Annotated in this window: 22 protein-coding genes and 1 pseudogene; 16 read left to right on the top strand and 7 right to left on the bottom strand. The window is 58.0% G+C overall.

Annotated features, from left to right (window positions below):
* Positions 1-32: 32 nt before the first annotated feature.
* The gene (locus C4S72_RS06040) at positions 33-1,883 is read left to right on the top strand and encodes an ExeA family protein (RefSeq protein ID WP_104002126.1); all 1,851 of its coding nucleotides are present in this window, start codon (positions 33-35) and stop codon (positions 1,881-1,883) included.
* Position 1,884: 1 nt separating this feature from the next.
* A complete protein-coding gene (locus tag C4S72_RS06035) occupies positions 1,885-2,577 on the top strand; it encodes a general secretion pathway protein GspB (RefSeq protein WP_160115451.1) in 693 nt (230 codons plus the stop codon).
* A 16-nt stretch (positions 2,578-2,593) separates the two neighbouring features.
* Here C4S72_RS06035 and C4S72_RS06030 read toward each other — a convergent pair whose 3' ends face one another.
* The 6 genes from C4S72_RS06030 to hmpA all read right to left on the bottom strand — a co-directional run bounded on the left by C4S72_RS06030 (position 2,594) and on the right by hmpA (position 6,399).
* A complete protein-coding gene (locus C4S72_RS06030; protein WP_104002124.1) occupies positions 2,594-2,788 on the bottom strand; it encodes a putative motility protein in 195 nt (64 codons plus the stop codon).
* Positions 2,789-2,990: 202 nt separating this feature from the next.
* Positions 2,991-3,197: a transcription antiterminator/RNA stability regulator CspE gene (cspE, locus tag C4S72_RS06025; RefSeq protein ID WP_104002123.1), complete on the bottom strand. Its 207-nt coding sequence runs from the start codon at positions 3,195-3,197 to the stop codon at positions 2,991-2,993.
* A 237-nt stretch (positions 3,198-3,434) separates the two neighbouring features.
* A complete protein-coding gene (locus C4S72_RS06020) occupies positions 3,435-3,911 on the bottom strand; it encodes a DUF6942 family protein (protein ID WP_104003068.1) in 477 nt (158 codons plus the stop codon).
* 69 nt (positions 3,912-3,980) lie between these two features.
* Positions 3,981-4,772 carry an SDR family oxidoreductase gene (locus C4S72_RS06015; protein WP_104002122.1) on the bottom strand — a complete coding sequence of 264 codons (792 nt, stop codon included), beginning with the start codon at positions 4,770-4,772 and terminating at the stop codon, positions 3,981-3,983.
* Positions 4,762-5,013 (bottom strand): putative signal transducing protein, encoded by a 252-nt coding sequence (locus tag C4S72_RS06010; protein WP_104002121.1) that lies wholly within the window; start codon positions 5,011-5,013, stop codon positions 4,762-4,764. Before C4S72_RS06010 ends, C4S72_RS06015 begins: the two co-directional genes overlap by 11 nt.
* A gap of 198 nt (positions 5,014-5,211) precedes the next feature.
* The gene (hmpA, locus tag C4S72_RS06005) at positions 5,212-6,399 is read right to left on the bottom strand and encodes an NO-inducible flavohemoprotein (protein ID WP_104002120.1); all 1,188 of its coding nucleotides are present in this window, start codon (positions 6,397-6,399) and stop codon (positions 5,212-5,214) included.
* 163 nt (positions 6,400-6,562) lie between these two features.
* Here hmpA and norR point away from each other — a divergent pair, with 163 nt between their 5' ends.
* The 8 genes from norR to C4S72_RS05965 all read left to right on the top strand — a co-directional run bounded on the left by norR (position 6,563) and on the right by C4S72_RS05965 (position 16,142).
* On the top strand, positions 6,563-8,146 hold the full coding sequence (gene norR, locus C4S72_RS06000) for a nitric oxide reductase transcriptional regulator NorR (protein ID WP_104002119.1): 1,584 nt from the start codon (positions 6,563-6,565) through the stop codon (positions 8,144-8,146).
* Positions 8,136-9,104 (top strand): HPP family protein, encoded by a 969-nt coding sequence (locus C4S72_RS05995; RefSeq protein ID WP_235009059.1) that lies wholly within the window; start codon positions 8,136-8,138, stop codon positions 9,102-9,104. Before norR ends, C4S72_RS05995 begins: the two co-directional genes overlap by 11 nt.
* Positions 9,105-9,306: 202 nt before the next feature.
* Positions 9,307-9,726 carry a hypothetical protein gene (locus C4S72_RS05990; RefSeq protein WP_104002118.1) on the top strand — a complete coding sequence of 140 codons (420 nt, stop codon included), beginning with the start codon at positions 9,307-9,309 and terminating at the stop codon, positions 9,724-9,726.
* 181 nt (positions 9,727-9,907) lie between these two features.
* Entirely contained in the window at positions 9,908-10,576 is a 669-nt protein-coding gene (locus C4S72_RS05985; protein ID WP_104002117.1) for a response regulator transcription factor, read from the top strand.
* Complete coding sequence (locus tag C4S72_RS05980) at positions 10,573-11,979, top strand: sensor histidine kinase (protein WP_104002116.1); 1,407 nt, start codon at positions 10,573-10,575, stop codon at positions 11,977-11,979. Before C4S72_RS05985 ends, C4S72_RS05980 begins: the two co-directional genes overlap by 4 nt.
* Positions 11,976-13,082 (top strand): ABC transporter substrate-binding protein, encoded by a 1,107-nt coding sequence (locus C4S72_RS05975; RefSeq protein ID WP_160115450.1) that lies wholly within the window; start codon positions 11,976-11,978, stop codon positions 13,080-13,082. Before C4S72_RS05980 ends, C4S72_RS05975 begins: the two co-directional genes overlap by 4 nt.
* Before the next feature lie 171 nt (positions 13,083-13,253).
* Complete coding sequence (locus C4S72_RS05970) at positions 13,254-14,189, top strand: TAXI family TRAP transporter solute-binding subunit (RefSeq protein ID WP_104002114.1); 936 nt, start codon at positions 13,254-13,256, stop codon at positions 14,187-14,189.
* A 12-nt stretch (positions 14,190-14,201) separates the two neighbouring features.
* Entirely contained in the window at positions 14,202-16,142 is a 1,941-nt protein-coding gene (locus C4S72_RS05965; protein ID WP_104002113.1) for a TRAP transporter permease, read from the top strand.
* A 70-nt stretch (positions 16,143-16,212) separates the two neighbouring features.
* Here C4S72_RS05965 and C4S72_RS05960 read toward each other — a convergent pair whose 3' ends face one another.
* Entirely contained in the window at positions 16,213-17,391 is a 1,179-nt protein-coding gene (locus tag C4S72_RS05960) for a BaiN/RdsA family NAD(P)/FAD-dependent oxidoreductase (RefSeq protein ID WP_104002112.1), read from the bottom strand.
* A gap of 91 nt (positions 17,392-17,482) precedes the next feature.
* Here C4S72_RS05960 and C4S72_RS05955 point away from each other — a divergent pair, with 91 nt between their 5' ends.
* The 6 genes and pseudogenes from C4S72_RS05955 to C4S72_RS05930 form a co-directional block, all read left to right on the top strand.
* On the top strand, positions 17,483-17,824 hold the full coding sequence (locus C4S72_RS05955; RefSeq protein ID WP_456085540.1) for a DOPA 4,5-dioxygenase family protein: 342 nt from the start codon (positions 17,483-17,485) through the stop codon (positions 17,822-17,824).
* 74 nt (positions 17,825-17,898) lie between these two features.
* The gene (locus C4S72_RS05950; protein ID WP_104002111.1) at positions 17,899-19,821 is read left to right on the top strand and encodes an alkaline phosphatase D family protein; all 1,923 of its coding nucleotides are present in this window, start codon (positions 17,899-17,901) and stop codon (positions 19,819-19,821) included.
* Between the two features lie 114 nt (positions 19,822-19,935).
* Positions 19,936-22,017, top strand: a complete 2,082-nt coding sequence (locus C4S72_RS05945) for a DctP family TRAP transporter solute-binding subunit (RefSeq protein ID WP_104002110.1) — start codon at positions 19,936-19,938, stop codon at positions 22,015-22,017.
* Complete coding sequence (locus tag C4S72_RS05940) at positions 22,014-24,347, top strand: putative bifunctional diguanylate cyclase/phosphodiesterase (protein WP_104002109.1); 2,334 nt, start codon at positions 22,014-22,016, stop codon at positions 24,345-24,347. The genes C4S72_RS05945 and C4S72_RS05940 overlap by 4 nt, the downstream gene beginning before the upstream one ends.
* A 9-nt stretch (positions 24,348-24,356) precedes the next feature.
* Complete coding sequence (locus C4S72_RS05935) at positions 24,357-25,127, top strand: fructosamine kinase family protein (RefSeq protein ID WP_104002108.1); 771 nt, start codon at positions 24,357-24,359, stop codon at positions 25,125-25,127.
* A pseudogene (locus tag C4S72_RS05930) lies at positions 25,108-25,425 on the top strand (toprim domain-containing protein); the annotation flags it as partial. The gene C4S72_RS05935 and the pseudogene C4S72_RS05930, both read left to right, overlap by 20 nt.
* Positions 25,426-25,493 lie beyond the last annotated feature (68 nt).

Raw genomic sequence — 25,493 nt, 5'->3', positions numbered from 1 at the left:
ACAGTAATTGAGTCAAGCGATTGGCACTTGTTATGTACTGTAACTATTTCGGCTTAAGCGAGTCGCCCTTCTCGATAGCGCCTAATCCCCGCTACCTGTTTATGAGTGACCAGCACCAGGAAGCGCTTGCCCATCTGCTTTACGGCATCAGCATCGATGGTGGCTTTGTCTTGCTCACCGGAGAGGTCGGCACCGGGAAAACCACCGTCGCCCGGCAGTTGCTGGAACAACTTTCAGACCAATCCTCCGATGTAGCATTGATTCTTAATCCACGCCTCACCGTGCCTGAGCTGCTGGAGACTATCTCCGATGAGCTCGGTATTGATCGGTCAAGCGAAAGGCTGACGGTGAAATCCCAGGTAGATGCTATCTATGCAGAGCTGCTGAACCGTTATGCACAAGGGCGCAAGACGGTTTTGCTCATCGATGAGGCTCAGCAGCTGTCGGTGGAACTGCTTGAGCAGGTGCGCCTTCTGACCAACCTGGAAACCAGCGAACACAAACTGCTTAACGTGATTCTGGTGGGGCAGCCCGAGTTACTGGAGATGCTGGCGCGGGAGGATCTTCGCCAGCTGTCGCAGCGCATCACGGCGCGCTTTCATCTGGGGCCTCTGTCGGCGCAGGATCTTCCTCTCTACATGCAGCACCGTCTATCGGTGGCTGGTCTGAACAGGCCGGTCTTCCCTGAGCCGGTGCTGAAACAGCTGTATCGTCTTTCAGCAGGTGTACCGCGTCTTATCAACCTGATCAGTGACAGGGCGCTGCTCGGTACTTATGTGCAGAAGCAGAACGAAGTGACACCGGAAACTCTGAAGAAGGCGGCTGCCGAAGTGCTCGGTGATGAGTTGCCTTTAACGTTGCCGGCGGGGCAGAGCAAACGCGTGATTCTGGCAGCAGCCGTGGTGATCGGCCTGATGGCCTGGGGAACGGGTTTCGCGTTATCGGTGCTGTTTCAGCAGGGAAGTGTTTCAGATCTCAGCGCATCGGTGCGCAGCCTGTTCGACGACACTGTCGATGAAGCGCAGGCCGAGCCGGCGGTGGTTGAAGCTACACCGGTGGCGCGTGAACGACCGATTACCCTGGATCAATTACCGGCAACAGCGGCTGGCGTTCCAGCGACGGCAGACGCAAGCGTAGTGCCGGAAGCGATGGTAAACACCAGCCCGTTGTCCGATATATCGCTGGCTTCGTTGCAGTTACTTCAAAGCGAGCCGGCAGGTGTTGCCCAGACTAAACCCTCAGGCAGTGACGTCAGCGCAGCGGCGGAGGTTATCTGGCCCGAACAGCAGGACAGAGACCTTGCGCTGGTTAAAGCCTACCGGAGACTGTTCAGCCTCTGGGGCATCGAATATGACCCCAGGCAGCAGCCTGTCGTTTGCGATTTTGCCGCTTTCCATGATCTTGCCTGTCTGACGCTGAATGGTGACCTGGAACTGCTTAAACAGATCGACCGGCCCGTTGTGGCGCGGATTGGCCATGATGGCCGCACTTATGAGGCGTTGATACTGTCGCTGGATGAGAACCTGGCGCGGATCTATCTGTCCGGCACAGAGCTGCAGCTGCCAACAGAGGATCTGGAGTCAGGCTGGCTGGGAGAATTTACACTGCTGTGGCGGCCACCGCCCGGGTATGTCGCGCCGATATGGCCGGGCGCCTATGGAGACGAAGTCGCCTGGCTGGATAAGCAACTGGCAAGAATCAGCAAGCAGGTGCTCACCACCGAGCCTCGCAAGGCATACGGACCGGGATTGATTGCGCTGGTGAGGGACTTTCAGGCCGGTCACGGCCTTAATGTGGATGGCGTGGCGGGCCCGCGCACACTGATCCAGATGAATAACGCCGCACTGGATGATCAACCGAGGCTGGCTGGGGAGGGGCGCTGAGATGTCCTATATCCTGCAGGCACTCAAGGACTCTGAGCAGCAGCGCAGTCAGTTAAAACCGGTAAGCGCGCCGACAAACCTGGAAGCGCCGGTCACTGCTTCTCCGCAGCATAGATGGTCGCGGCGCAGGCTAGGTTATATTCTGGCTTTCGCAATTATTGCCGCAGCGGGGTGGTTTGTATCCAACTACCCTGGGTCGCAAGCCCCTGCTGAGGTCTCGGCAACCGCGTCTGACGCGTCGCAATCCGCAGTGTTCACCGCCCCGGCCGGTGCCGTCGTGCAAGACAGCGAACCGGATATGCGTGGGGTCAAATTAATTATCAATCCGCCACAAAGCCAGCCGCGAGCCACTGCCACCGAAGCTCCGCCCGCTCCCCGTGCAGTCAAGCAGCCTGCGAATAACGCTGTCAGCAAGGTTAGCCCAGAGCCTCAGGTGACGGAGAGGGCGGCTGATCCCTACGCCGATCTGCCTTACCTGCGCCAGTTACCCGTAGCAACCCAGCGTGAAATTCCTGAACTCAAGTTCAGCGTGCATATCTATTCAGAAAGCCGTTCGGGCAGGATGGTAAAGCTGAATGACAGGATGATGCGGGAAGGGCAGCGTGTCGCGCCGAACCTGAATATCGAAGCGATCATTCCCCGCGGAGTCGTGTTCAACTACAGGGGAGAGCGTTTCAAGGTGCCGGCGCGCTGAGACTGATTAGATCTAATCAGACTTCGATATCGATATTCTGGCCAAGCGGGCTGGAAGGGTCGACCGGCCTTACGGTTGTCGACTGCAGCAGTTGCATCACCTGCTGACCCTGCATGTCCATCTGGTCGTTAGCCATCTTGGTCATTTTTGTTGCGTGTTGGGTTGCCATGTCCAGCTGACTGAGACTGGTGGCAGTGCCTGCAATATCCATGGTTGATACTCCAGCGGTGTGAATTTTGGTTCTTGATGTCGCGGCCCAAGCAACATCTGCCTTGATAGTAAACGATTCAACTGTCGCACTAAAGTAACAGTGAGTGAATGTTTTTCAATCACTGGCGAGCAGGCACAAAAAAAGGAAGGCCTTAGCCTTCCTTCTTTTTAGCTTCACCGTCTTAGCAGACGGCCAACGTTACTTACAGAGCAACGATGTTCTCAGCCTGAGGACCTTTCTGGCCCTGAGTAACGGTGAACTCAACCTGCTGGCCTTCAGCCAGGGTTTTGAAACCGTTGCCCTGGATAGCGCTGAAGTGTGCGAACACGTCAGGGCCGTTTTCCTGGGAGATGAAGCCGAAGCCTTTAGTTTCGTTGAACCACTTAACGGTGCCGGTTACGGTAGACATAGTCTTAAATCCTGTTTTTCAAATAAGTGTGTGCCTTCGACCTGAGTCTCTGGCGGAGGTGCTGGGAAGTTGTCGAACTTATGAGAACAGGACGGACTACAGAAGCAGGACGTCAAGGGTGTTACATAATTCGGAACTGACTTGCTAGCGTCGTTGAGTCTACAGGTGAGCTGTGTGGAGTCAACAAAATACTGTTTTATTTTTAAGGTTAAAGCGTTGAGGGCCGTTTTGAGCGTTTTAACGTACGCCGTAAAAGCCAAGTTGTTGCAATGCTTGACGAATCAGCTCAACTTTTTGGTTGCTCAACTGGCGGTAATCGGGATAGGGCGTCAGCAGGAGTTTTCTCTCGGCGTCGATAAATAGGTCGTCTGTTCCTGCCAGGGGAGCCCAGTCCGCACTGTCCAGGCCAAAGCGGGCTTGGTTGTCTTTGCCGCCTATCCAGTGCCAGCAGGCACCCACTTCGATACTTGCAGAAAACACCAGGGCGACCTGGCGGAAGAACTGCTGATCGCGAAATGTTCTCCAGTCGTCATCGGGGGATGCGATCTTGGCGCTGAGCGTCACGATCTTGCGCCAGTGGTTCGAGTTGTGGGCCAGCAGAGTAGCAACGTCGCCACTGGCAGCGCAGGCCTCAAGGGCTTCAGGCAGATGGGGGATGTAAACGCAGAGGCGCGGGTTCGCGCTGCCGAGGCGTTGGAGTTTGGGGCTGGTCATGGACATAGAATTCAGCGGTGTGAAGCGCAGGGAAGAAGCAGCACGGAAGTCTCCATGCTGCTTGCGGGCTTACCAGACGGTCTTGATCAGGCCGCCATCCACGGCGAGCGATACGCCGGTGATATAGCTGGATGCGTCAGAGAGCAGGAATGCGCAGGCCTTGCCGGCGTCTTCGGCGCTACCAAAGCGCTGCAGCGGCAGGGTCGCTGACATCTCTTTGCTCAGCTCCTCCTCGGAAATTCCACGCTTGGCGGATTGCGCCTTGATCGTGCCGCGCAGGCGGTCGGTATCGATCTTACCGGGGATCATGGTGTTAAAGCGGATATTGTCCGGACCCAACTGCTGTGACAGAGACTTGAACAGCGAGGTCACGCCGGAACGCATCACGTTGGAGAGCAGCAGGATATCGATCGGCTCTTTCACCGAAGAGGAGGTGATCGCCAGAATCGAGCCGCCGCCGGATTCGCGCATGCTCGGCAGAACCGCACGTATCATCCGCACCGAACTCATCAGCGTCAGCTCAAAGGCGTCCTGCCAGTCATCATCGCTGAAGCTGTCGAACTGGCCGGTGGGCGGGCCGCCGGCGTTGACCAGCAGGCCTTTAACGGGACCCAGCTCGTTCAGGGTGGCTTCGGCCCAATGGGCAATGCTGGCGCTGTCTTTCGCATCAAAGGCGTAGGCTTTTACCTGGGCGCCGGTCTCCTGACGGATCGCTTCGGCGGCGGCTTCGATAGCGTCCTTGTCGCGGCTTGCCATAGAAACGATGGCGCCTTCGCGTGCGCATTCCAGTGCGGTGGCGTAACCCATGCCCTTGCTGGCGGCGGCAACCATGACCACCTTACCCTTGAGATTAAGATCCATACGGCTCCTCATTGCTGTCGTTATGATCGCGGTTGTTGTGTTCGTATTCATCGATCAGTATGCGGGCGTCGAGGAAGTCGCGCTCGTCCACTTTCACCTGAGCCAGGTTGAAGGTGCCGACTTCGCCAAAAGCGCCCTGCAGATAATGCCCGGCCACATGGGCTTGAATGCCGCTGGCGCGAAGCATCCCGGCGACAATATGGGCTTCGGCGATATCCTGCGCCTGGTAGACAATCTGCATGCTGTGACCTCGTTGAGGCACTGTTGTTGCCGCTAAATGTACCACGGATAAAACCCAGCGCTGTAGCGGCAGGGAGAAGAGGCTCTGTGTGGGTATTGGATTGGGCAATAGAATGAACCATGCCGGCGGCGCAGCGAATAATTTTTAACGCTGGCAGCGGCGCCACCGGCTGAGGACTCACTGGACCTCGGTTGGTTATCAGAAGGCGGGGGCGTCAAACGTTTCCAGCGGGCCGAAAAACTCGTAACGCATTCGTTCCGCCGGAACGCATAGTGCACTGAGGCTGCGGTAACAGGACTGCATAAACGGGCGTGGCCCGAGGAAGTAAATATCCGGGTCTTGTTCCAGCGGCAGCAGCGACTGGAGCCGGGCCTGATCGAGCAGTCCGGTCGCTATCTCCCGGTCTTGCGGCAGCGGTTCGCTGTAGCAGTAACTGATCCGCAGGTTATCGAACTCTTCACCCAGCTGATCCACTGCACTCTTGAACGCATGGGTGGCACTGTTCAGCGCGCCGTGAATGAAATGCACCTCGCGGCCGGAGTTCAAAGCCGGGCGCAGCATGCTCATTGTCGGCGTAAGGCCAACACCGCCGGACAGCAGCACCAGCGGCTTGTCACTGTCGCTGAGCACAAAGTCGCCGCAGGGTGGCGTCAGGCGAACGCAATCGCCGATATTGAGGTTGTCGTGAAGGTGGTTGGAAACACGGCCATCCGCTTCGCGTTTAACGCTGATGCGGTAATGGGGCCGGTCCGGACTGTCGGACAGGGAGTAGTTACGGCGGGTGGTTTCACCGTCGATCTCGAGAATCAGGGTGATGTACTGGCCCGGTTTGAAGGAGGCGATGGCATCGCCGTTGGCGGCTTCAAAGTAGAAAGAGGTGATCACCTCGCTCTCCTTTTCTTTTCTGATCAGACGGAATTTGCGCTCGCCACGCCAGCCACCCGGCTGCTGTTCATTAGCCCGGTAAACACTCTCTTCGGCACCGATAAGAATATCTGCCAGCTGCTGGTAGGCCTCGCCCCAGGCGTTGAGTACCTCATCGGTGGCTACATCGCCAAACACTTCTTTGATCGCCGCCAGCAGACATTCGCCGACGATGGGGTAGTGCTCCGGCAGAATGTTCAGGGAGGCGTGCTTATGCACGATCAGCGAGACCGCGTCACCGAGCAGTTCCAGCCGGTCCAGATTACTGGCGTAGGCGACCACGGCATTGGCCAGGGCCTGGCGCTGTGTGCCCTGAGCCTGGTGGGCTTCATTGAAATAGGCTTTGACCTGAGGGTAGCGCTGGAACATCAGTGGGTAGAACACCTCGGTGATGTTGCGCGCGTTTTCTTTCACCGCCGGTAGCGTGGCGTCGATGATCGCTCTGGACTGCTCTGACAGCATAGATCTCTCCTGAGGGTATAAGGCACTGAGGCCGTTGTCGGTCAGAGGCTAGATAGCGGATATCGTGCCAGCTTTTCATTCATTGATATCACGCGCATCTTATGAATATATTGTTGATATGACTTGTTAAAAAAATTGTTAAAAGAACAATATGGAAGTCGTAATGACATCATTTTCTGTAGCCGAGTCGATGATTTCCATTGTCGCCGACCTGTCGCAACAAATGCCTGCTGAAACACGTTTTCAGCGTTTGTTAGCGTCGATAGATCAACTTTTTCCCTGTGATGCCGTAGCGCTGCTGCAACTGCGTGGTTCGGTGCTGCATCCGCTCGCTATCAGTGGTTTGTCGGAAGATACGCTGGGGCGCTCTTTTATGGTGGAAGAGCACCCACGTCTGGCGCGTATCCTGCTAAGTCGCGAATTGGTTCGCTTTGAGGCGGATTCGGAGCTGCCGGATCCCTACGATGGCTTGATCGATGCGCCCAATACGACGCTGCATGTGCACGACTGCATGGGCGTGGCGCTGTATATCGACGATCAGCCCTGGGGTGTTTTGACGCTGGATTCCCTGAGTCCCGGTGTTTTCGACAGGATCGATCCGCTGGAACTCAGAGCCTTTGTGCGTTTGGCGGAAGCATCGATCCGCGTAGCCGCGCTGATCCAGTCACTGGAGGTGCAGGTTCGCAAAGAGAACGAGGTGGCCCGCCTGCTGGCAGCCGATATCGGACGCAGCGAAATGGTTGGTGAGAGCCTGGCGATCAAAGCGCTGCTTGACGAACTGGACCTGGTGGCGAATTCCGATCTGGCGGTGCTGATCAGCGGTGAAACCGGGACGGGTAAAGAGCTGGTCGCCCGCCATCTGCATGCGGGCTCGGCCAGGGCGGAGGCGCCGTTGGTCTATGTGAACTGCGCGGCCTTGCCGGAAAGCCTGATCGAAAGTGAACTCTTTGGTCACACCAGGGGCGCGTTTTCTGGTGCCACGGGGGCCAGAACCGGAAAGTTTGAACTGGCCGATGGCGGCACGCTGTTCCTCGATGAGGTCGGCGAACTGCCGCTGGCGATGCAGCCCAAACTGCTTCGAGCCCTGCAGGCGGGCGAGGTGCAACGTCTTGGTAGCGATAGCTATCACCAGGTTGATGTGCGGGTTGTTGCCGCGACCAATCGCGATCTCAAACAGGAAGTCGCCAGCGGTCGTTTTCGTGCCGATCTCTACCATCGTCTCAGTGTGTATCCGGTTCAGGTACCGCCACTGCGCGAGCGGGGCCGGGATATTCTGCTGCTGGCGGGGCACTTTCTGGAGTTTAACCGGCGCAAGCTCGGGCTTGGCTCTCTGCGTCTGGCACAAAGTGCGCGCACCGCACTGCTCGGTTACAGCTGGCCGGGAAATGTGCGCGAGCTTGAGCACCTTATAAGTCGGGCGGTGTTGCGTCTTTCCGCAACCCGTCGTCAGACCGGCGGCGTGCTATCCCTGGGTGCCGATCTGTTGGCGTTGCCGGCTGCGGATGAGTTCAGCGAAAGCGCCGGGAGCGAGGGCGTGATTCCAATGCAAACCGCTGTGTTGGGAGAACAGCAGAATCTGCGCGAGGCCACGGATCGCTTTCAGAGCGAGCTGATCACCAGGGCTCTGCGTGACAAAGCATACAACCGAACGGCGACAGCCAAGGTACTGGGGCTGGACCCCGGCAACTTTAACCGGCTGATGAAACGACTGGGTATCGATGTGGAGAAGATGAAGCGTGAAGTCTGAGCGAAATGAATGGAGCCTGAGAGCCCTTCTGGGTCTTGGCGACAACAACACCAGTCATACGGAGAAGTTGATCTCCGGTCTTGGCGCCATGCTCAGTATCGTGCTGGTTTATTACATCTCCCACTGGTACCTCGAATCGCACAGCGGCGCGTTGATGGTCGCGTCCATGGGAGCTACTGCGGTACTGCTATTTGCCGTACCCCATGGCGCCTTGTCTCAACCCTGGGCGGTTTTGGTAGGTCACCTGGTTTCTGGTGCCATCGGCGTCAGCTGTCAGATTTTGTTACCGGATCATCCAATGACGCCGGCGCTGGCGGTGGGCCTGGCTGTCGCCGCGATGCACTATCTGCGCTGTATCCATCCACCGGGTGGCGCAACAGCGTTGACCGCAGTCGTAGGCGGGGAGTCGGTTCACGCGCTCGGATACGCTTACCTGTTTACGCCGGTGCTTTTGAACCTAATCTGCATGCTCAGCGTCGCGGTGCTGTTTAACGCGCTGTTCCACTGGCGCCGTTATCCGGCGGTCTTGGCGCGGCGGCCCGCGAATGCCGGTGTACCGGTGATGGATCGGCAGAGCAGCATGCTGACACATGAAGATCTGGCCGCAGCGATGGAAAAGCTCGACTCCTATGTTGATGTCACTTCCGAGGAGCTCGCGCAGCTGTTTGACCTGGCGGTTGAGCATGCGGCGCAGTCGCGGCAGGAGCCGATCAGCCTGGAAGTGGGGCGTTATTACAGCAATGGCTTGTACGGCGAAAAATGGGCGATCCGCCAGATCCTCGATGGGCCCGAAAATATGGCCAGTGAGCGTGAGCGGCTGGTTTTCAAGACCGTGGCAGGTGACGGCAGTTATGCCACGGGCAGCTGCACGCTCAGAGAGTTCCGGGAGTGGGTCGGTTTTCCGGTGGAGTTCACTGGCGAGCGCTGGGTGCGGTTGGTTATCCAGACGCCAGGCTGACGGCTAAGCGATAGCGGTCATCGTTTTGAGCGCAGTCACGAAAATGAAACGCGTAGCCAGTAAACAGCTGATAGCGCGTCTGGCATGACCGCATAAAAAGCGGCATAGAAAGCGCATAGAGGGCTGCATATAGCTTCAGCCAGAGCGTGTAAGGCGGAAAACGGACTGTAGTTTTCTGAAATTCCCGATAAGAGAGTCAACCATGCCCAGCGTGTTAAGAATCCTGTTTTTCTGTCGTCACAACTCTGTACGTGCACCTTTGGCCGCAGCGCTTGCCGAGAGTATTGCAGCACCGAAGGTTGAAGCCTTCTGTGCGGGGTTGGACGCCTTGCCAATGACTCCCGAGGTTGAGAGTACGATAGTTAATCTGACAGGGGCGGCGCCAAAGGTGGTGGCGGAGCTCGCCGATTTATCGGCTGAAGGGATAGGGTTGATCGTAGTGCTGAGCGATAAAACTCACGCGTCGCCCGCTATAGGCGCAAAACTGGATGAGTATTTTACGGACACTGAAGTGGTTGAATGGGATATGCCGGCACCTACCGATGATGAAGATATCAAGCATCTCGAGATCGAACTGGCGGAACGCCTGCGCCTGATGTTCCTGGCGCGGCATCTGCTCTGATAGAGGGAGTAAGTGCGGCGTTGCGCAGCCGCGAGGCCTCTGTGCCGCCAGTCCAGTCTGGCGGCTTTTTCCGTTGTATCCCGCGCTAAACTAATGATCTCGACGGATTTTGGATTTGTAACCTTTCAATGCTTTCGCTTACCCTGCGCCTACTTCAGTGTTGCGAGGCGGATCAGGGTTCATGCGTTTACTGGTCGTAGAAGATGACATCATTCTGGGAGAGTCGCTTACCCAGCGCCTGCGGCGCAGCGGGCAGGGCGTGGATCTGGCCAGGAGCGGTGCCGAAGCCGTTTCGCTGATTAAGCTTCAGCCCTACGACCTGGTGCTGCTCGACCTTAACCTGCCGGGTACCAGCGGCGAAGCGGTGCTGAACAGTCTGCGTCGGCAGAATGACACCACGCCGGTACTGGTGTTGACCGCCCGCGATCAGATCGAAGATCGCATCCAGCTGCTGGATGCCGGCGCCGATGACTACCTGACCAAACCTTTCGATTTTGGAGAGCTGGAAGCCCGCATGCGCGCCCTGTTGCGACGCAACCAGGGGCAGGCAAGGGACGAGGTCAGCTTCGGTAATGTGGTGCTGGACCGCCGTGCGTGCAGCCTCAGCGTAGCGGGTGAACCGGTAGAGTTGAAATCACGAGAGTTTCGCCTGCTGGAGATCTTTATGAACGAGCCCAAAAGGGTTTGGAGTAAAGAGGCGCTGCTGGAGCATATCTACAGCTTTGACGAGCACCCCAACCCCAGCGTTATTGAGATCTACGTGACCCGTGTACGCAAGCTGCTGCAGGGGAGCGATATCCAGATCCGTACCATTCGCGGTCTGGGTTACCTGCTAGAACAATCCAAATGAGTGAGCGCCGCGGCTCTATCCGTCGCCAGATGTTGCTGATGACCTCCATGGTGCTGGTTGTGGTGGGTGGCGCCGCGCTCTGGTCTGCACACCTTTATGCGGATCGGGCGGCCAGGCTCTCCTACGACCGGTTGCTGCGCGGCGCCGCGCTGCAGATCTCCGAGAATATCCATATGCTCGATGGCCGTGTGGTGGCGGACCTGCCCGCGTCGGCATTCGACATGCTGGCGATGGCACCGCGGGATCGCGCTTTTTACGCCATCATCGATAGTGGTAAACGGATAGTGACCGGCTACGCGGATCTGCCTTCCGTTCCTTTCGATACTTTGCTTGAAGCGCGCGACCGGGAAGGGCAGTTTCAACCCACGCTTTACGATGTCGATTACCGTGGCGAAATGGTGCGTTTTCTCGGTGTCGCCAAGCGGCTGATCGAGGCGGATAACGCTGAAACCGTTTACATCGTGGTTGGCCAGACGCTGAAGGCAAGAAAGGCGCTTGCCGATGAAGTGGGCTGGTTTGTCCTGCAGTTTGTTGCACTTTTTTTTGTGCTCACGCTCGCGCTTTTGATGCTGGGAATCTGGCGCGTGTTAAGACCGCTTAATCGTCTGCAGCATGCTATCGCCGAGCGTTCGCCCACGGATCTACAGCCCCTGGGAAATGATGTGCCTAGGGAGATAGCGCCACTGCTCGACACCCTTAATTACTTCATGGCGCAGCTGCAGATCTCTCTGGATCAGCTCAAGCGATTTACCGCTGAGGCGGCGCATCAGATCCGTACGCCGCTGGCGGGGCTGCACTCCCAGGCGCAGAACGCCCTGGATGAGCCAGACCCCGAGATCCGCCAGCGGCAGTTGAGTCATGTGCTGGAGTGCAGCGAGAGCCTGACACGAACCGTCAATCAACTGCTGCAGCACGCCAACCTGACTCACCGTTTTCAAAGCCAGCCGCGGGTGAAGGTATCCCTGCGGCAGATCGCCACCGAGGTATGTCGTTCACTGGTGATCTGGGGGCTGGATCGTGGGGTCGAGCTGGTTTACGAGGGCGACGAGGATGTAAGCGTCACCGGAGACGCCTTTGCGCTTGAGCAGATGATTCGCAACCTGGTTGAAAACGCAGTCAAGTACAGCCCCGCCGGCAGTCTGGTGACACTTCGCCTGACAGAGGTTGGCGCCGGTGCGGAGCTCGAGGTCAGCGACCAGGGGCCGGGCATCAGTGATGAGGAGAAACCCCGTGTCTTCGAACGCTTTTATCGCAGCCGCAATATAGATCAACCGGGCAGCGGGCTGGGCCTGAGCATCGCCCGGGAGGTGGCTCAGTATCATGGAGCCGAACTGGAGCTGCATGACAATCAACCTCAGGGTCTGGTTGTGCGGGTGCGATTCAACGGGGAGGCCATTCATTGAAAGCGCTGACCTCATTGCTGCTTGGCTTATGTCTGGCCGCTATCGGCGGCGTGCAGGCCGCTACCACCGAGGTATTCAAGCGGGCCAACGTCGACGCTCCTCCCGACCTGATTATCTCCGGCGTTGCTCCCGTTGCCAGGTTTGCTCCGTTTCTGCAGACCTTTGCCGAACGTGAGGGACTGGTCGTCAGTTATACCGAGCGTATGAGCAATGAGCTGGTGCCGGTGACTTTTGATGCAGATGCCGATACCGATGATGAGATCCCATCGCCTGATCTGATCCTGAGTTCGGCCATGGAGCAGCAGCTCAAGCTGGTGAACGACGGTTACGCTCAGCCTTATCGCTCCGACGTTATCCGTGAACTTCCGGAATGGGCTCAGTGGCGCGATGAGCTGTTTGCATATGCTTTTGAACCCATCGTTATGGTCATCAATCGGGATCTGCTGGCTGGGGCCGAATTGCCGCAAAGCCGGGACCAGCTGCTGCAGCTGATCCGTGCCAAGGGCCCGCTGGTGGATGGCAAAATTGGCATGACCGATATCGAAACCGTGGGGCTGGGCTACCTTACCTGGGCGCATGACAGCCGGCAGTCGCGTACTTACGGACAGCTGCTGGAAACCTTTGGTAATGCTCACCTACGTCTTTACCCGGACAGCGAATCTGTACTGCAGGCGTTGCTTAAGGGGGAGATATTTATCGCCTATAACCTGGTGGGTTCCTACGCCTTCGACTTCTCAAACCGCTATCCCTGGATAACCACGGTGATGCCCGCGGACTATACCTCGGTCCTGATGCGCACCGCGTTGATTCCGAAATCGGCGCAGCATCCGGAAGCGGCCCGGCGTTTTCTCGATGACCTGCTGTCGACCTCAGGTCAGGCGAGGCTGGGTGAGCAGACCGGCTTGATCCCGGTTATCAGTGAAGCGGGCAGCAGTGATACCTTTGCGTTCCTGCGTGAGAAGAGCCACGGCATCTTCAGGCCGATCCCTCTAAGCCTGCAGTTGTTGCTGCAGACCGATGCGGAAAAGCGCCGGCTGTTGCTTAATGAGTGGCGGGCTGCAGTCTACCCGCAGCAGAAACCGGCGACTGACAGCGCTCCATAAGATCGATACCCAGAAGCCCCCACCGAAAAGCGCGTAGAAAAAAATCGCCGCTAAATAATCCGTGAAAGGTTCGTGAAAGGTTGCACCAATAATTTGATGAGCGCGGGTCTCATACCCCCTTGTTCTCTGACTTGAGACCCGCGACAACAATAAGCAAAATTGGAGCTAACCATGTTGAAACGCGTAATGACCGCGACAGTGCTTTCCCTCAGCCTGTCAGCAGGCGTAGTCTCTGCCGATGATCGTATCTCTATCGGTACCGGCGGCACCGGCGGCCTTTTCTATGTGATCGGTGCCGGTATCTCTGAAGTGATCAACAAGCATCTGGACGGTGTGACCGCCCGCGCTGAAGTGACCGGCGCGTCGGTGGAAAACAACCATCGTGTTGCCGCCGGGCAGATGCAGCTCGGTTTCTCATCCTCCTCCACACTCTATGAAGCCAAGCATGGCGAAGGCCCGTTCGAGGCGCGTGGTGCGCTGGATGTGGCCGCTATCGCTTATCTCTATCCTGCCGTGCTGCAGGTTGCTACCGTGGATGGGACAGGTGTCGAATCCTTTGACGATCTGAAGGGCAAACGCGTCAGCATCGGCCCGCCGGGAAGTAACGCTGCAGTATTGGCGACCCGTTTGTTGCAGGCTTATGGCGTGTTTGACGATATTACGCCGCGTTTCCTCTCCTACACCGAGGGTGTCAAAGCGCTGAACGATGGGCAGGTTGATGCCGCAGTTGTGCTGGCCGGTGCGCCGACCGCCTCTCTGATCGACCTGGATTCACAGACCGATATGCGTCTGCTCTCTGCCGATGCGGACGTCCTCTCTGGCCTGATCGAGAAATATCCGTTCTACCAGTCCTACACCCTGAAAGCCGGTACCTATTCCGATCAGACCGAAGCGGTCAGCGTGATCAACGATCCGGCGGTCCTGTTTGCCAGCGGCAGTGCCGATCAGAGCAAAATCTACGATATCACCAACGCCATCTTCTCCAACCTGGAGGAGCTGCAGCAGGTGCATCCTCTGGCGAAAGAGATTCAGCCGGAAACCGCGACGCAGACGCCGATCCCGCTGCACCCCGGTGCACAGAAGTACTTCGATCAGTCAGCTCAATAACAGGGGGCTGTGATGGCGCAGTTTAATCTGTCGCGCCTGCTGCTGGAGTCCCCCCAGGGGGGCTCCATTGAGCGTGGCGTATTTTCCGGTTTGTTTTGTCTGCTCGCTACAGCCGTGGCGGCGCTGGTGCTTTATGGCGCTTACTATGGCGGTATCACCGCGCTGCTGCTGCGCTCGAGCTTTTTCTCCCTGGTGGCCTGTGCCGGTCTAATCTATTACGCCCTGCAGATGGGGCGCTGGGCACGGATTCCACTTTATATTCTGGCGTTTATCGCTTTGATTCCGGGGCCGTACCTTTGGCACAGCTACATGGATATCATCATGCGCGGCGCCATGTCGGTCCCCGAGGATACCTGGGTTTTCCTGGCGCTGATCAGCGTGGTGTTCCTGTTCGTGCGCATCGCCGTGGGTTGGGCGCTGGTGGTGCTGATGGCACTGGCGTTTCTGTACGCCTGGTTCGGTTACCTGATCCCCGGTAAATATGGCCACGGTGGCTACGGCCTGGACCGGCTCACCTCAACACTGATGCTGTCCACGGAAGGGGTCTATGGCGTCCCCATGGGCGTAGCCGTTGAATACATTTTTCTTTTCGGCCTGTTTGGTACGCTGCTGACCAAAATCGGCACGGGGTCGGTATTTGTCGATATCGCACGCGGCCTTACCGGTCGTGTACAGGGCGGCCCCGGTTTGTCAGCCGCGCTCTCCAGTGCCTTGCTGGGTTCTCTGAACGGCAGTGCAGTGGCGAACGTGGTCACCACCGGCACCTTTACCATTCCGCTGATGAAAAAGGTGGGTTACAGCCCGAAGCTGGCTGGCGCCATTGAAGCGGCGGCATCCTCCGCGGGGCAGATTATGCCGCCGGTGATGGGCGCTGCGGCCTTCCTGATGGCAGAGATGATCGGTATTCCCTACGCCGAGGTCGCGCTGGCGGCGCTGGTGCCGGCATTGCTTTATCTCTTCGCATTGATGTTGGCGGTACGACTGGAAGCGGGGCGCCTGGGGCTGGAACGTGATACTGCAGCCGGCCTGAAACTGCTGGGCGAGACGCTGCGTAGCCGTGGTTATCTGCTGGCGCCGTTGATTGCGCTGATCGGCCTGATGATCGCCGGTAAGTCGCCGACCCAGGCGGCGGTGCTCGGTATCGTCGTCGGCCTGTTGATCAGCCCCTGGAGCAAGCTGACCCGTGTCGGCCCTGTGGATCTGGTGGAGTGCTGTAAGGATACGCTGATCAATACGCTGCCGATCGTAGCGGCGGTGGCCTCTGCGGGTGTAATCATCGGCATCCTTAACCTCACCGGTATGGGGCTGATGGTTTCGGGCCTGATTATCGAGATCGGTGGCGGAAACCTCTGGGCGGTGCTGCTGTTGACCGCGCTGGCATCGTTTATTCTCGGCATGGGTCTGCCCACCTCGGCGGCGTACCTGCTGCTGGCGGTGCTGGTAGCGCCGGCGATGACTCAGCTGGGCATGAACGTGCTGTCCGCCCATATGTTCATCTTCTACTTCGGCCTGGTTTCGGCGATTACACCACCGGTGGCACTGGCGGCCTATGCGGCATCGACCATCTCCGGCGCCAAACCAAACGAGACTGCCGTGGAGGCAATGCGTCTTGGCTTTGTAAAACTGCTGATCCCTTTCCTGTTCGTCACCATGCCGGGGATCCTGCTGATTGGCGATGGCATCAGCATTGCCGTTGCGATCGCACTGACCACCCTGGCGACCTTCTCCATGGGGGTGGGATTCTCGGGTTGGTTAGGCAGTACGCTCAGCACAGCTCAGCGCTCGCTTTATGTGGTGGCAGCGGTGCTGATCGCCTGGCCGGAACTGGCGACCAATACCGATCTGTTCGTATTGGCTGCTCGTGGTACAGGGATGGTTATCCTGGTCGCGATGCTGGTCCAGGGGCATCTGGAACATCGCTGTACGCAGCGTACCAGCCTCGCCACGGATTAAGTCTGGCGATACAAAAAAGGCCGATGGTGTTACGCCATCGGCCTTTTTTGTATCAAGCGGTAGAGCAGGGTTAAACCACCTGCCCAGCCGCCACACCGGATGCCCAGGCCCACTGGAAGTTATGTCCGCCCAGGTGGCCGGTTACATCGAGACACTCGCCGATAAAGAACAGGCCCGGTTGGGTTTTGGCTTCCATGGTTTTCGATGAGACACCATCGGTATCGATACCGCCGAGGGTGACTTCCGCGGTGCGATAGCCCTCGGTGCCGCCGGGTTTGATGGTCCAGTGGTGCAACTGTTGGGCGATCTCTTCCAGGCGTTTGTTGCCAAGGTCTGCCATATGGCCGCTGAACTTCCAGTGCTCGCAGAGTGCCTGGGCCATACGCTTGCTCATCAGGTGTGACATCTGTGTCAGCAACTCCGACTTGGGATGGTCATTACGCTGCTGCTTCAGCCACTCAAACAGGTCCAGATTGGGGAAGAGATTAATCTCGATGGTGTCTCCTGGGTTCCAGTAGGAGGAGATCTGCAGCATCGCCGGGCCGCTGAGGCCACGATGGGTGAACAGCATCGCTTCGCGGAAGGTGGCGCCGTTGCAGCTGACGCTGACATCATGAGAGATACCGGAAAGCGGCTTCAGGTACTCAAGGTCATAGGGCTGCAGCGTGAAGGGCACCAGCGCGGCGCGGACCTCCCCAACGCTGAGTCCGAACTGGCGCGCGATATCGTAGGCGAAACCGGTAGCACCGCCATTGGGGATCGACAGGCCGCCGGTGGCGATCACCAGGCTTTCACACTGGAGTTCACCGCCACTGGTGCTCAGATGAAACCCTTTTTCCAGTGCTTCAACGCTTTCAACCCGGGTATCGGTGACCAGCTGCACGCCGGCCCACTCACACTCGGTGAGCAGCAGCTGCAGGATCTCCTTGCTGGATTCGTTACAGAACAGCTGGCCCAGGGTCTTCTCATGAAACTCAACGCCGTGACGCTCCACCAGTTCGATAAACTGGGCGGCCGGGTAGCGGCTCAGGGCTGATTTGCTGAAGTGCGGGTTTCCCGAGAGAAAGTTCGCAGCGCTGTTATGGATATTGGTGAAATTACAGCGACCGCCGCCGGACATCAGGATCTTGCGCCCGAGCTTGCGGGTGTGCTCGATAACCAGCACCGAACGTCCACGGTAGCCAGCCACTGCTGCACACATTAGCCCCGAGGCGCCACCGCCGATAATAATCACGTCGAATTGCTGCACTGAATTTCCCGCATCCGGTTGAAAAGGGCGCAGTTTACCACGTTCATCGGCTGATTCAGGTAAGATCCCCGGGGTAATGCAAGGAGTTAATATGTCAGAAATGCCCGTAATCCGTTCTTACCACGCGCACGTTTACTACGACGCAGACAGCTTTGAGCAGGCCCGCGAACTCTGCGAGGGGGCTGTAGCAATATTTGGCATCCCCATGGGGCGTATGCACCAGAAACCGGTGGGCCCTCACCCCGACTGGAGCTGCCAGCTGACCGTCGCCACCAGCCTGATTGGAGAGGTTATTGGTTGGCTGACATTGAACCGAAAGGGGCTCAATGTGTTCGTACATCCTGATACGGGTGATGATCTGCGGGATCATCGCGACCGTGCGATCTGGCTTGGCGAAGACAGGCCGCTGAAGCTGGATCAGTTCTACCGCTAAAGGAACACTGGTAAAAACAGTCAGGGGATGCCTCCCGCAGCGGCACCCAGGGAGTATCTGGATACTGAGTGCCGATGAGTGATGTGAATGCTGAACTGCCGACGATTTTGGTCGGACCGATCCTGCGCCGTGTCGAATCCGACCGGCTGGTTATCTGGTTGCTCACCACGGCGGAGGTCCCACTGGGGCTTAAGCTTATCTGCGATGGTCAAACGCTATTGGAGCGGGACCTCAGTGGCGAGGATGTATGGACCCTGCCTCTTGGTGAGCGCTGCTGGCTGCGTCTGGTCGATATAGCCCCCGATAGTGATTTTCCTCTCGATAGCTCCATTGAATATGACCTGAGCTATAAAGATGCGGATCGATGGGTTTCTCTGGCGGAGTGGGGCCCTGAGCTGCTTTATCCCGGCGAGTCTCTTCCCTCGTTTCAGGTTAAATCAAGGCTGGGCGCGATCTTTCACGGTTCCTGCCGTAAACCTCATCATCCGGGCGCAGATGGCATGGCCCGCGCCGATACCTGGCTGGAACAGCACCGCAACGAACCTGAGAGTTGGCCGGCAGTAATGATGCTTAGCGGCGATCAGATCTATGCCGACGACGTCGCCGGTCCCATGCTGGTGGCCTGTCATGAGCTATCCGACCGCCTGGGGCTCTGGCATGAGCAATTTGTAGACGCCTGCGTGGCGGATACTTCAGAGCTGATCAGCAGCGAGCATTGTTATTACCAGCGCGAACGCCTGCTGCCCGAAGGCAAAACAGGGGAGACCGCACGCAGGTCGTTGTTCAGCGGCGTGAAGAAACCGATCTTTACCTCCGATAATGCGCACAACCATCTGATCAGCTTTGCCGAGATGATCGCCGCCTACTGCCTGGCCTGGTCGCCCTGTGCCTGGAGCGAACTGAAACTGGCGTTGCCGGATGGGCTTGATGACCAGCAGAGGACGCTCTATTACCAGGAGCGAGAGGTGATCGATGCCTTCCGCGAGCAGCTACCCCGGGTAAGACGGGTGATGGCCCATCTGCCCACCTACATGATCTTTGACGATCATGATGTCACCGATGACTGGAACCTTTCTGCCGCCTGGGAGGTATCCGCCTATGGCCATCCGTTTTCGCGGCGGATTATCGGCAACGCCCTGATCGCCTACCTGTTGTGTCAGGGGCTGGGCAACAACCCTGGCCCGCTGAAGAAAGATCTCGGTGAGTCGGTGGAACGATGGTTAGGCGATCGAAGACCGGGCCCTCATGACGAGCTGATCGAGACGTTGACCCGCTTTGAGGGCTGGGATTACCTGATCCCAATGGATCCGGCGGTGCTGGTGCTCGATACCCGCACCCGGCGCTGGCGAGCGGAGAGCAACCTGGCGAGTCCCTCGGGGCTGATGGACTGGGAGGCGCTGACCGAGCTGCAGCAGCAACTGCTGGACCGGGAGGCGGTGGTGCTGGTGTCGGCGGCCCCGGTATTCGGTGTGAAATTGATCGAAACCGTGCAGAAGGTGTTTACCTGGTTTGGTCATCCGCTGATGGTGGATGCGGAAAACTGGATGGCCCACCCAGGGGCTGCCAACGTGATGCTCAATATCTTCCGCCATACCCGCACGCCCAAGCACTTCGTCATTCTTTCGGGCGATGTGCACTACTCCTTTGTCTACGATATCGAGATCCGCTTTCGCAAGGGTGGCCCAAAAATCTGGCAGATCACCAGCAGCGGTTTGAAAAACGAATTTCCGGACCGTCTGCTTAAGGTATTTGATCGCCTTAACCGCTGGCTTTATGCGCCCTGGTCGCCGCTTAACTGGTTTACCCGCAGGCGTCGCATGAGAGTATCGCCGAGAAGGCCCGAAGGAGCGGATGAGGGTTGCCGCCTGGTGAATCGCTCCGGCATGGGGCTGGTGCGTTTTGCCGCCGATGGTGAGCCGGAGGAGGTGTGGCAGCTAGGCGCCGATGGCCGTGATACCCGCTTTTCACTCAGCGATGAGGAGGAGCACTGGGGCTGATATAAGGGCGTCGTCCAATAAGCTGATCTCGGACATTCCTATATCTTACAGGGATGTTAGTCTTGACCCCCATTATATATATTAGATCGTTCTTATTTTGGCGGATCCCCAGCTATGCCATTAAACCGATTGCTGCTCTGGCTTACCGGCAGTCTGATACTGCTTGGCCTTGGCGCACTCATCCTCTGGCCCACCGGTTCAGGCCAGGCCCTCACCGAAGCTGATGAGACCCGCTCCACGCCGATGCAGTACCATCTGCGTCTTGGCTACAACATGCCTGAAGGCAGCGTCATGCATGCTGCGGCATTGCGGTTGGCAGAGCAGGTAAAAACCGTCTCTGACGGCCGTCTGCTGATAGATCTCTACCCCAACCAGGCACTGGGTAATGACCACCATATGCTGGAGATGGCGCGCAGTGGCGATCTGGATATGGTGCTCACGCCCACGGCCAAGCTAAGCATCTCGCTGCCGGAGATGCAGTATGCCGACCTGCCGTTCTATTTTCCCTCCCAGGATGATGTCTATGCGCTGCTTGATGGTGAGCCGGGTAATCTCCTGCTGGGCAGGATGGCGCGCATCGGCCTGGTGGGCCTGACCTTCTGGGGCAACGGGTTCAAGCAGTTTACCGCCAACGAGGCGTTGCTGACACCTGAGCAGTTCGTCGGCAAGCGCTTTAGGGTGATGAAAAGCCGACTGCTGAAGGAGCAGTTCGAGATGCTTGGCGCAGAGGCGGTGCCGATCGATTTTCACCAGGTGCCCGCGGCGTTGCGTGATGGCGTTGTCGATGGCCAGGAAAACCCGCTGGCGGCCATCGTCGCCGTGGGGATTCACAAAGAACAGAGTCACCTGATCCTTTCATCTCATGCCTATCTCGCCTACGTTTTATCGGTCAGCGAATCGAGCTTCGCTCGGTTGCCGGCAAGTTTGCAACGCCTGCTGATCGATAGCGCCCGTGAACAGACCGTGTGGCAGCGCGATGAGACCGAGCGCCGCGAGCAGGACATACTGCAGCAGATAGCCGAGTCGGGCGTCAGCATCGAGCGGCTGAACGAGGCTCAGCGACAGAGCTTTCGTGACCAGCTCCGGCCACTGGTAGAGCGGTTCGAGCCAGTGATCGGTGCGGATCTGATCGCGCCCAGCGATGAGTATCTACGCCAGCGTTATGCCGGAGACGAGGTTAGGTTGGTGGGTATCGATATGGACCTGAGCCTTGCCAGCGGCCAGGTGGGGATTGAGATAAAGCGAGGAGTTGAGCTTGCATTGCAAAGCGTGCCGGAGCTTGCGTCAGTCGCTATGAATAACAGCGGCCAGCCCAGCCGAGCACGGCGCAATATGGAAAACTTCGCCGCTAACCCGCGGGTTATCGCCGCACTTGGGGGCACCAGTGTCGCAACGCTAAGGGAGCAGTTACCGTTGATCGACGAGGTGGGGATACCAGTGCTGCTACCCTGGGTCGTTGAAGCGCGTTTGTTTGAGCAGGGCGACCACGCCAGTGTTTTTTCGATTGGGATGTCCAGCGATCATCTGGCTGAACGTATCGCTGCAACGGCTGTTGGCAAAGATGCCAGACGGGTGGGGCTGATCACCGAAAACAGCACCGCCGGCGCTGAACTGACCGAGCAGCTGCAGCGGGAGCTGCGTAAGCAAAACCTTATGCTTGGTGGCGTGGTCACGGTGAACCTGGGTGATACGCAAATCGACCGCGAGCAGCTGCAGACCTTACTGAACAACAGTGACTATTCTGTGGTGGCGCTGGGCCGCGCTGAGCAGTCGCTGGCGCTGGAGCAACTGGCGGCGCTGGATGCTAATCAGCCGATACTCTCACTATGGCAAACCAGCCCTGCGCTGGAGGCGCCACTGGAGTGCCTGCGAACAAGGTTTGATCAAAGCGCCTACGATCAGTTGGAGCAGCATTACATCGAACATTACGGTGCGGCCCCCCAAATACCAGCAGCCCTGGCCCGTGGTTACGATGCGGCGCTTTTGCTGGCAAAATCGGTGGAGCAGCTTGTGAGCAAGGAGCTTCCCTTGAGCCGTGAAAACCTGATCAGCCAGCTTGAGGAGCTGCCGCCCGTGAATGGCGTTATTCGTCGCTATGAAGCGGTTTATACACCCACTCAGCACCGCGCGCTGAGTGCTGCAGACTACGCCGTTTCGCAGCGAAGCTGCCGGCCGGATGGAGACGCCGCCCCGTGAGTCATCAGTTCGAAGTGCTCAGTACACCTCAGCAGACCCACAGCCTTAAACGCCGTCTGGTGTTCAAAGTGGCCGGTTTTGTTGCTCTGGCGATGGTGGTGATCACCCTCGCGGTGGTTTACATGATGCGTCAGGAGCTGGGGCGTCAGGCGCAGCAGATGCTATGGGAATCGGCGCGCTCATCCCAGATTCAGCTGGAAAACCGGGTCGCTTACCTGGTGGAGGCCAGTCGGCGTCTGGCCGATAACCCCTTCATGATCAATGGGCTGATCGATACGCGGGCACGCCAAGAAGATCTGCCCAAACTGGTGGAAAATTTTGCCGAAGGCACCTCACTAAGTACCCTGGCGCTGCTGGATTACGATGGCCGGCCGGTTTATCAGGCACAGGACTGGCGTCCGGAGTTCAACCAGTCGCCGGAGTTGCGCGCCGCGCTGGCGATGGGCAATACCGCCGTTTATATGGAGCCAGGTACAGGGCAGCTGCTGATCATTGCCCCGATCAGCTATTACGAAACTACCCAGGGCGCACTGGTGGTCGGGTTTGATCTGGTACTACTGGTGCGCAGCCATGCGGTGCGCACAGACAGCTCTTATCTCAAGCTGTTCAGCGGCGGTGAGCAGGTGGTTGGTGTGAATTACAATGCCGAAACCGACTATCTCACCACCCGTCTCTCCGCCAGTGAGCAGACCCCGCTGCTGGCCCGGCTCGACCTTAGCCTGGAGGCTGGATTTCCCCAGCAGCGTTTCGATTCCATCGAGTGGACGATTCTGTCCCGCTTTATCGGCATCGGCTTGTTGCTGACGCTGGCCTCGGCGATGTTGGCCGCTGCAATAGGTCAGAGCATCGCGCGGCCGATTCTGGAGCTGTACCGGCGTGTACGTACCGTGCCTTATCGTGCCTGCAGTCCTCTCGGTACCGGCGATGAGCTGGATGTGCTCGCCAGTGCTTTCGATCATCGCACCCAGGCGCTCAAGGCTGCGCAGCAGGAGCTTGAAAAGCAGCGCGACCGCTTCCGCCACGAAGCCAACCACGACATGCTTACCGGGCTGCCCAACCGCTTTAATTTTGATCAGCGCCTGCTGGAATATATTGGCCGTTACCATACCGGCAACAGCGTATTCGCGGTGATCTTTATCGACCTCGACCGCTTCAAACTGATCAACGACAGCCTCGGGCATTCGGTCGGCGATGCGCTGCTGCAGACCGTCGCCCAGCGGCTCAAACTGGAGGTGGATGGCCGCGACCGGTTGTTCCGTCATGGTGGTGACGAGTTCATTCTGATTAGCGAGGTCGGCGGTGAGGAATCGCGGGTGTATGAACTGCTCGACCGGCTGATCCAGACGCTCAGCGCTCCCGTTCGCCACGGCGAGCGCGACCTTGACGTCAACGCGAGTATCGGTGTGACCTTCTATCCCCAGGATGGGCTCGATGCCCAGACCCTGGTGCGCAACGCTGATATCGCCATGTACGAAGCGAAGCGCAAGGGAGGCGGGCGATACAAGCGGTTCGATCAGAGCATGAGTGACAAAGTGTTCAACCGTATGGAAACCGAAGCGGGGCTGAGACGCGCCATCGAGAACCGCGAGCTGGTGGTTTATTACCAGCCCCAGGTCGATATGAACAGCGGCCGCCTGACCGGTACCGAAGCACTGGTGCGCTGGCAGCATCCGGAAAAAGGTCTGGTGATGCCCGGTGCGTTTATTCCGCTGATTGAGGAATCGCGGCTGATTGTCGATATCGGCGAATATGTGCTGCGTGAAGCCTGTCGTGCCCAGGCCGATTGGTTTCGTGCCGGATACGAGCCCGGCCGGGTGTCGGTAAACCTGGCCGGCGGACAGCTGCACGACCCGGGTCTGGACCGGGTTATCGCTGCAGTCCTGAAAGAGACTGGCTGCCGGCCCGAGTGGCTGGAGCTGGAGGTGACCGAAGGCTTTATCATGGAAGATCCGGCTGCGTCTGTGCCGATGCTGAAGCGGTTGCGCGATATGGGGATCAGCCTTGCTATCGATGATTTTGGCACGGGCTACTCGTCGCTGGCCTATCTTAAACGGCTGCCCGTGACCCGTCTGAAGATCGATCAGTCTTTTGTCCGCAACTCGGTGATGGATCCCGATGATGCAGTGATCATCGAAGCGATCATCGCACTGGCCGGAAAACTGAAACTGGGGTTGATCGCAGAGGGGGTGGAGACTCACAATCAGACCGAGCTGCTGCTGGGCCTCGGTTGTGATCAGGCGCAGGGTTACCTTTATGGGCGCCCCGTGCCGCATGAACAACTGGAGCTGATGCTCAAGAGCGGCGGTGGCGGACACCAGAATGTTCTGTAAAGAGACACCATGCAAGGCTTTATCAAAACCAACCCCTTACCGGGCTCAGACAGCCTGATATGCGAGGCAAAAGGGCTTGAGCTGCTTGAGACTGCGCTCAATCGCGCCAGTATCGTTAAAGTGCGTGTACCGGCTCGGCTGGAGATCACGCGCGACAGACTCTGCCTGGAGCTGATCCATTGCGCATCAGCCAGCGAGCAGCAGATGCGTCTGCTCGGTGAGTCCCTGGCTCAGATCCACACACAGCGCCATGGCTATTATGGCCTGGCCAGCGGCAACTTCATTGGCCTATCGCCCCAGTCCAACATTAAGAGTGAAAACTGGGGGCGGTTCTTTCTCGATTACCGTCTCGGATTTCAGATCAGGCGCATAGCCGACAGCGCGGTTCGCGATCGCTTTCTGGCTGAGCTGGAGCGCTGTCGGGAGGCGGTCGAGGAGTTTCTCAACGCTACCACCCGTGGGCCAGCGCTAGTGCACGGCGACCTTTGGGGCGGCAATGTCTTGTTTGATCGTAATGGGCAGAATGTCTGGCTGATCGATCCCGCCGTTTACTATGCGGATCCGGATGTGGACCTGGCGATGACCGAGATGTTCGGCGGTTTCTCTGGTGCGTTTTATGCCGCCTATGATGCCATCAGCCCGCGCGGTGATGACTACCCGCTGAAACGGGCCATCTACAACCTGTATCATTATCTTAACCATTACAACCTGTTCGGCGATGCATATCTGACCGGCTGTGAAGAGGGGCTGGCAGCGCTCAATGAAACTTTATATCGCTGAAAAACCGAGTCTTGCGCGAGCTATAGCCGCCGTGTTGCCTAAGCCGCAGAGCAAGGCCGATGGCTGTATCCGTTGTGGTAACGGCGATGTGGTGAGCTGGTGCATCGGGCATCTGCTGGAACAGGCTGAACCGGAAAGTTATGATCCGGCATTTAAGCAATGGCGTTATGAGCATCTGCCTATCGTGCCGGATCAGTGGCAGTTGAAACCGCGGCCCAAGGTGCGCACTCAGCTCAGCGTGTTGCGCAAGCTGGTTAAGGAAGCCGATCAGATCGTGCATGCCGGCGACCCGGACCGTGCACTGTTACGATTTTTCTATTGAAAGCGATTGTTACGTTTACAATCCATGAAATAGTGAAATTTGTA

It is taken from the genome of Marinobacterium lutimaris, assembly GCF_900108065.1.
GTDB classification, from domain to species: Bacteria; Pseudomonadota; Gammaproteobacteria; order Pseudomonadales; family Balneatricaceae; genus Marinobacterium_D; species Marinobacterium_D lutimaris.
Note: the sequence above shows the minus strand (reverse complement) of the source record. Positions and strands in the feature narration are given on the sequence as shown.

Coding starts and splice junctions, on each gene's coding strand:
- C4S72_RS06040 (WP_104002126.1), top strand. CDS start 33: ATGTACTGTAACTATTTCGGCTTAAGCGAGTCGCCCTTCTCGATAGCG.
- C4S72_RS06035 (WP_160115451.1), top strand. CDS start 1,885: ATGTCCTATATCCTGCAGGCACTCAAGGACTCTGAGCAGCAGCGCAGT.
- C4S72_RS06030 (WP_104002124.1), bottom strand. CDS start 2,788: ATGGATATTGCAGGCACTGCCACCAGTCTCAGTCAGCTGGACATGGCA.
- cspE (WP_104002123.1), bottom strand. CDS start 3,197: ATGTCTACCGTAACCGGCACCGTTAAGTGGTTCAACGAAACTAAAGGC.
- C4S72_RS06020 (WP_104003068.1), bottom strand. CDS start 3,911: ATGACCAGCCCCAAACTCCAACGCCTCGGCAGCGCGAACCCGCGCCTC.
- C4S72_RS06015 (WP_104002122.1), bottom strand. CDS start 4,772: ATGGATCTTAATCTCAAGGGTAAGGTGGTCATGGTTGCCGCCGCCAGC.
- C4S72_RS06010 (WP_104002121.1), bottom strand. CDS start 5,013: ATGCAGATTGTCTACCAGGCGCAGGATATCGCCGAAGCCCATATTGTC.
- hmpA (WP_104002120.1), bottom strand. CDS start 6,399: ATGCTGTCAGAGCAGTCCAGAGCGATCATCGACGCCACGCTACCGGCG.
- norR (WP_104002119.1), top strand. CDS start 6,563: ATGACATCATTTTCTGTAGCCGAGTCGATGATTTCCATTGTCGCCGAC.
- C4S72_RS05990 (WP_104002118.1), top strand. CDS start 9,307: ATGCCCAGCGTGTTAAGAATCCTGTTTTTCTGTCGTCACAACTCTGTA.
- C4S72_RS05985 (WP_104002117.1), top strand. CDS start 9,908: ATGCGTTTACTGGTCGTAGAAGATGACATCATTCTGGGAGAGTCGCTT.
- C4S72_RS05980 (WP_104002116.1), top strand. CDS start 10,573: ATGAGTGAGCGCCGCGGCTCTATCCGTCGCCAGATGTTGCTGATGACC.
- C4S72_RS05970 (WP_104002114.1), top strand. CDS start 13,254: ATGTTGAAACGCGTAATGACCGCGACAGTGCTTTCCCTCAGCCTGTCA.
- C4S72_RS05965 (WP_104002113.1), top strand. CDS start 14,202: ATGGCGCAGTTTAATCTGTCGCGCCTGCTGCTGGAGTCCCCCCAGGGG.
- C4S72_RS05955 (WP_456085540.1), top strand. CDS start 17,483: ATGTCAGAAATGCCCGTAATCCGTTCTTACCACGCGCACGTTTACTAC.
- C4S72_RS05950 (WP_104002111.1), top strand. CDS start 17,899: ATGAGTGATGTGAATGCTGAACTGCCGACGATTTTGGTCGGACCGATC.
- C4S72_RS05945 (WP_104002110.1), top strand. CDS start 19,936: ATGCCATTAAACCGATTGCTGCTCTGGCTTACCGGCAGTCTGATACTG.
- C4S72_RS05935 (WP_104002108.1), top strand. CDS start 24,357: ATGCAAGGCTTTATCAAAACCAACCCCTTACCGGGCTCAGACAGCCTG.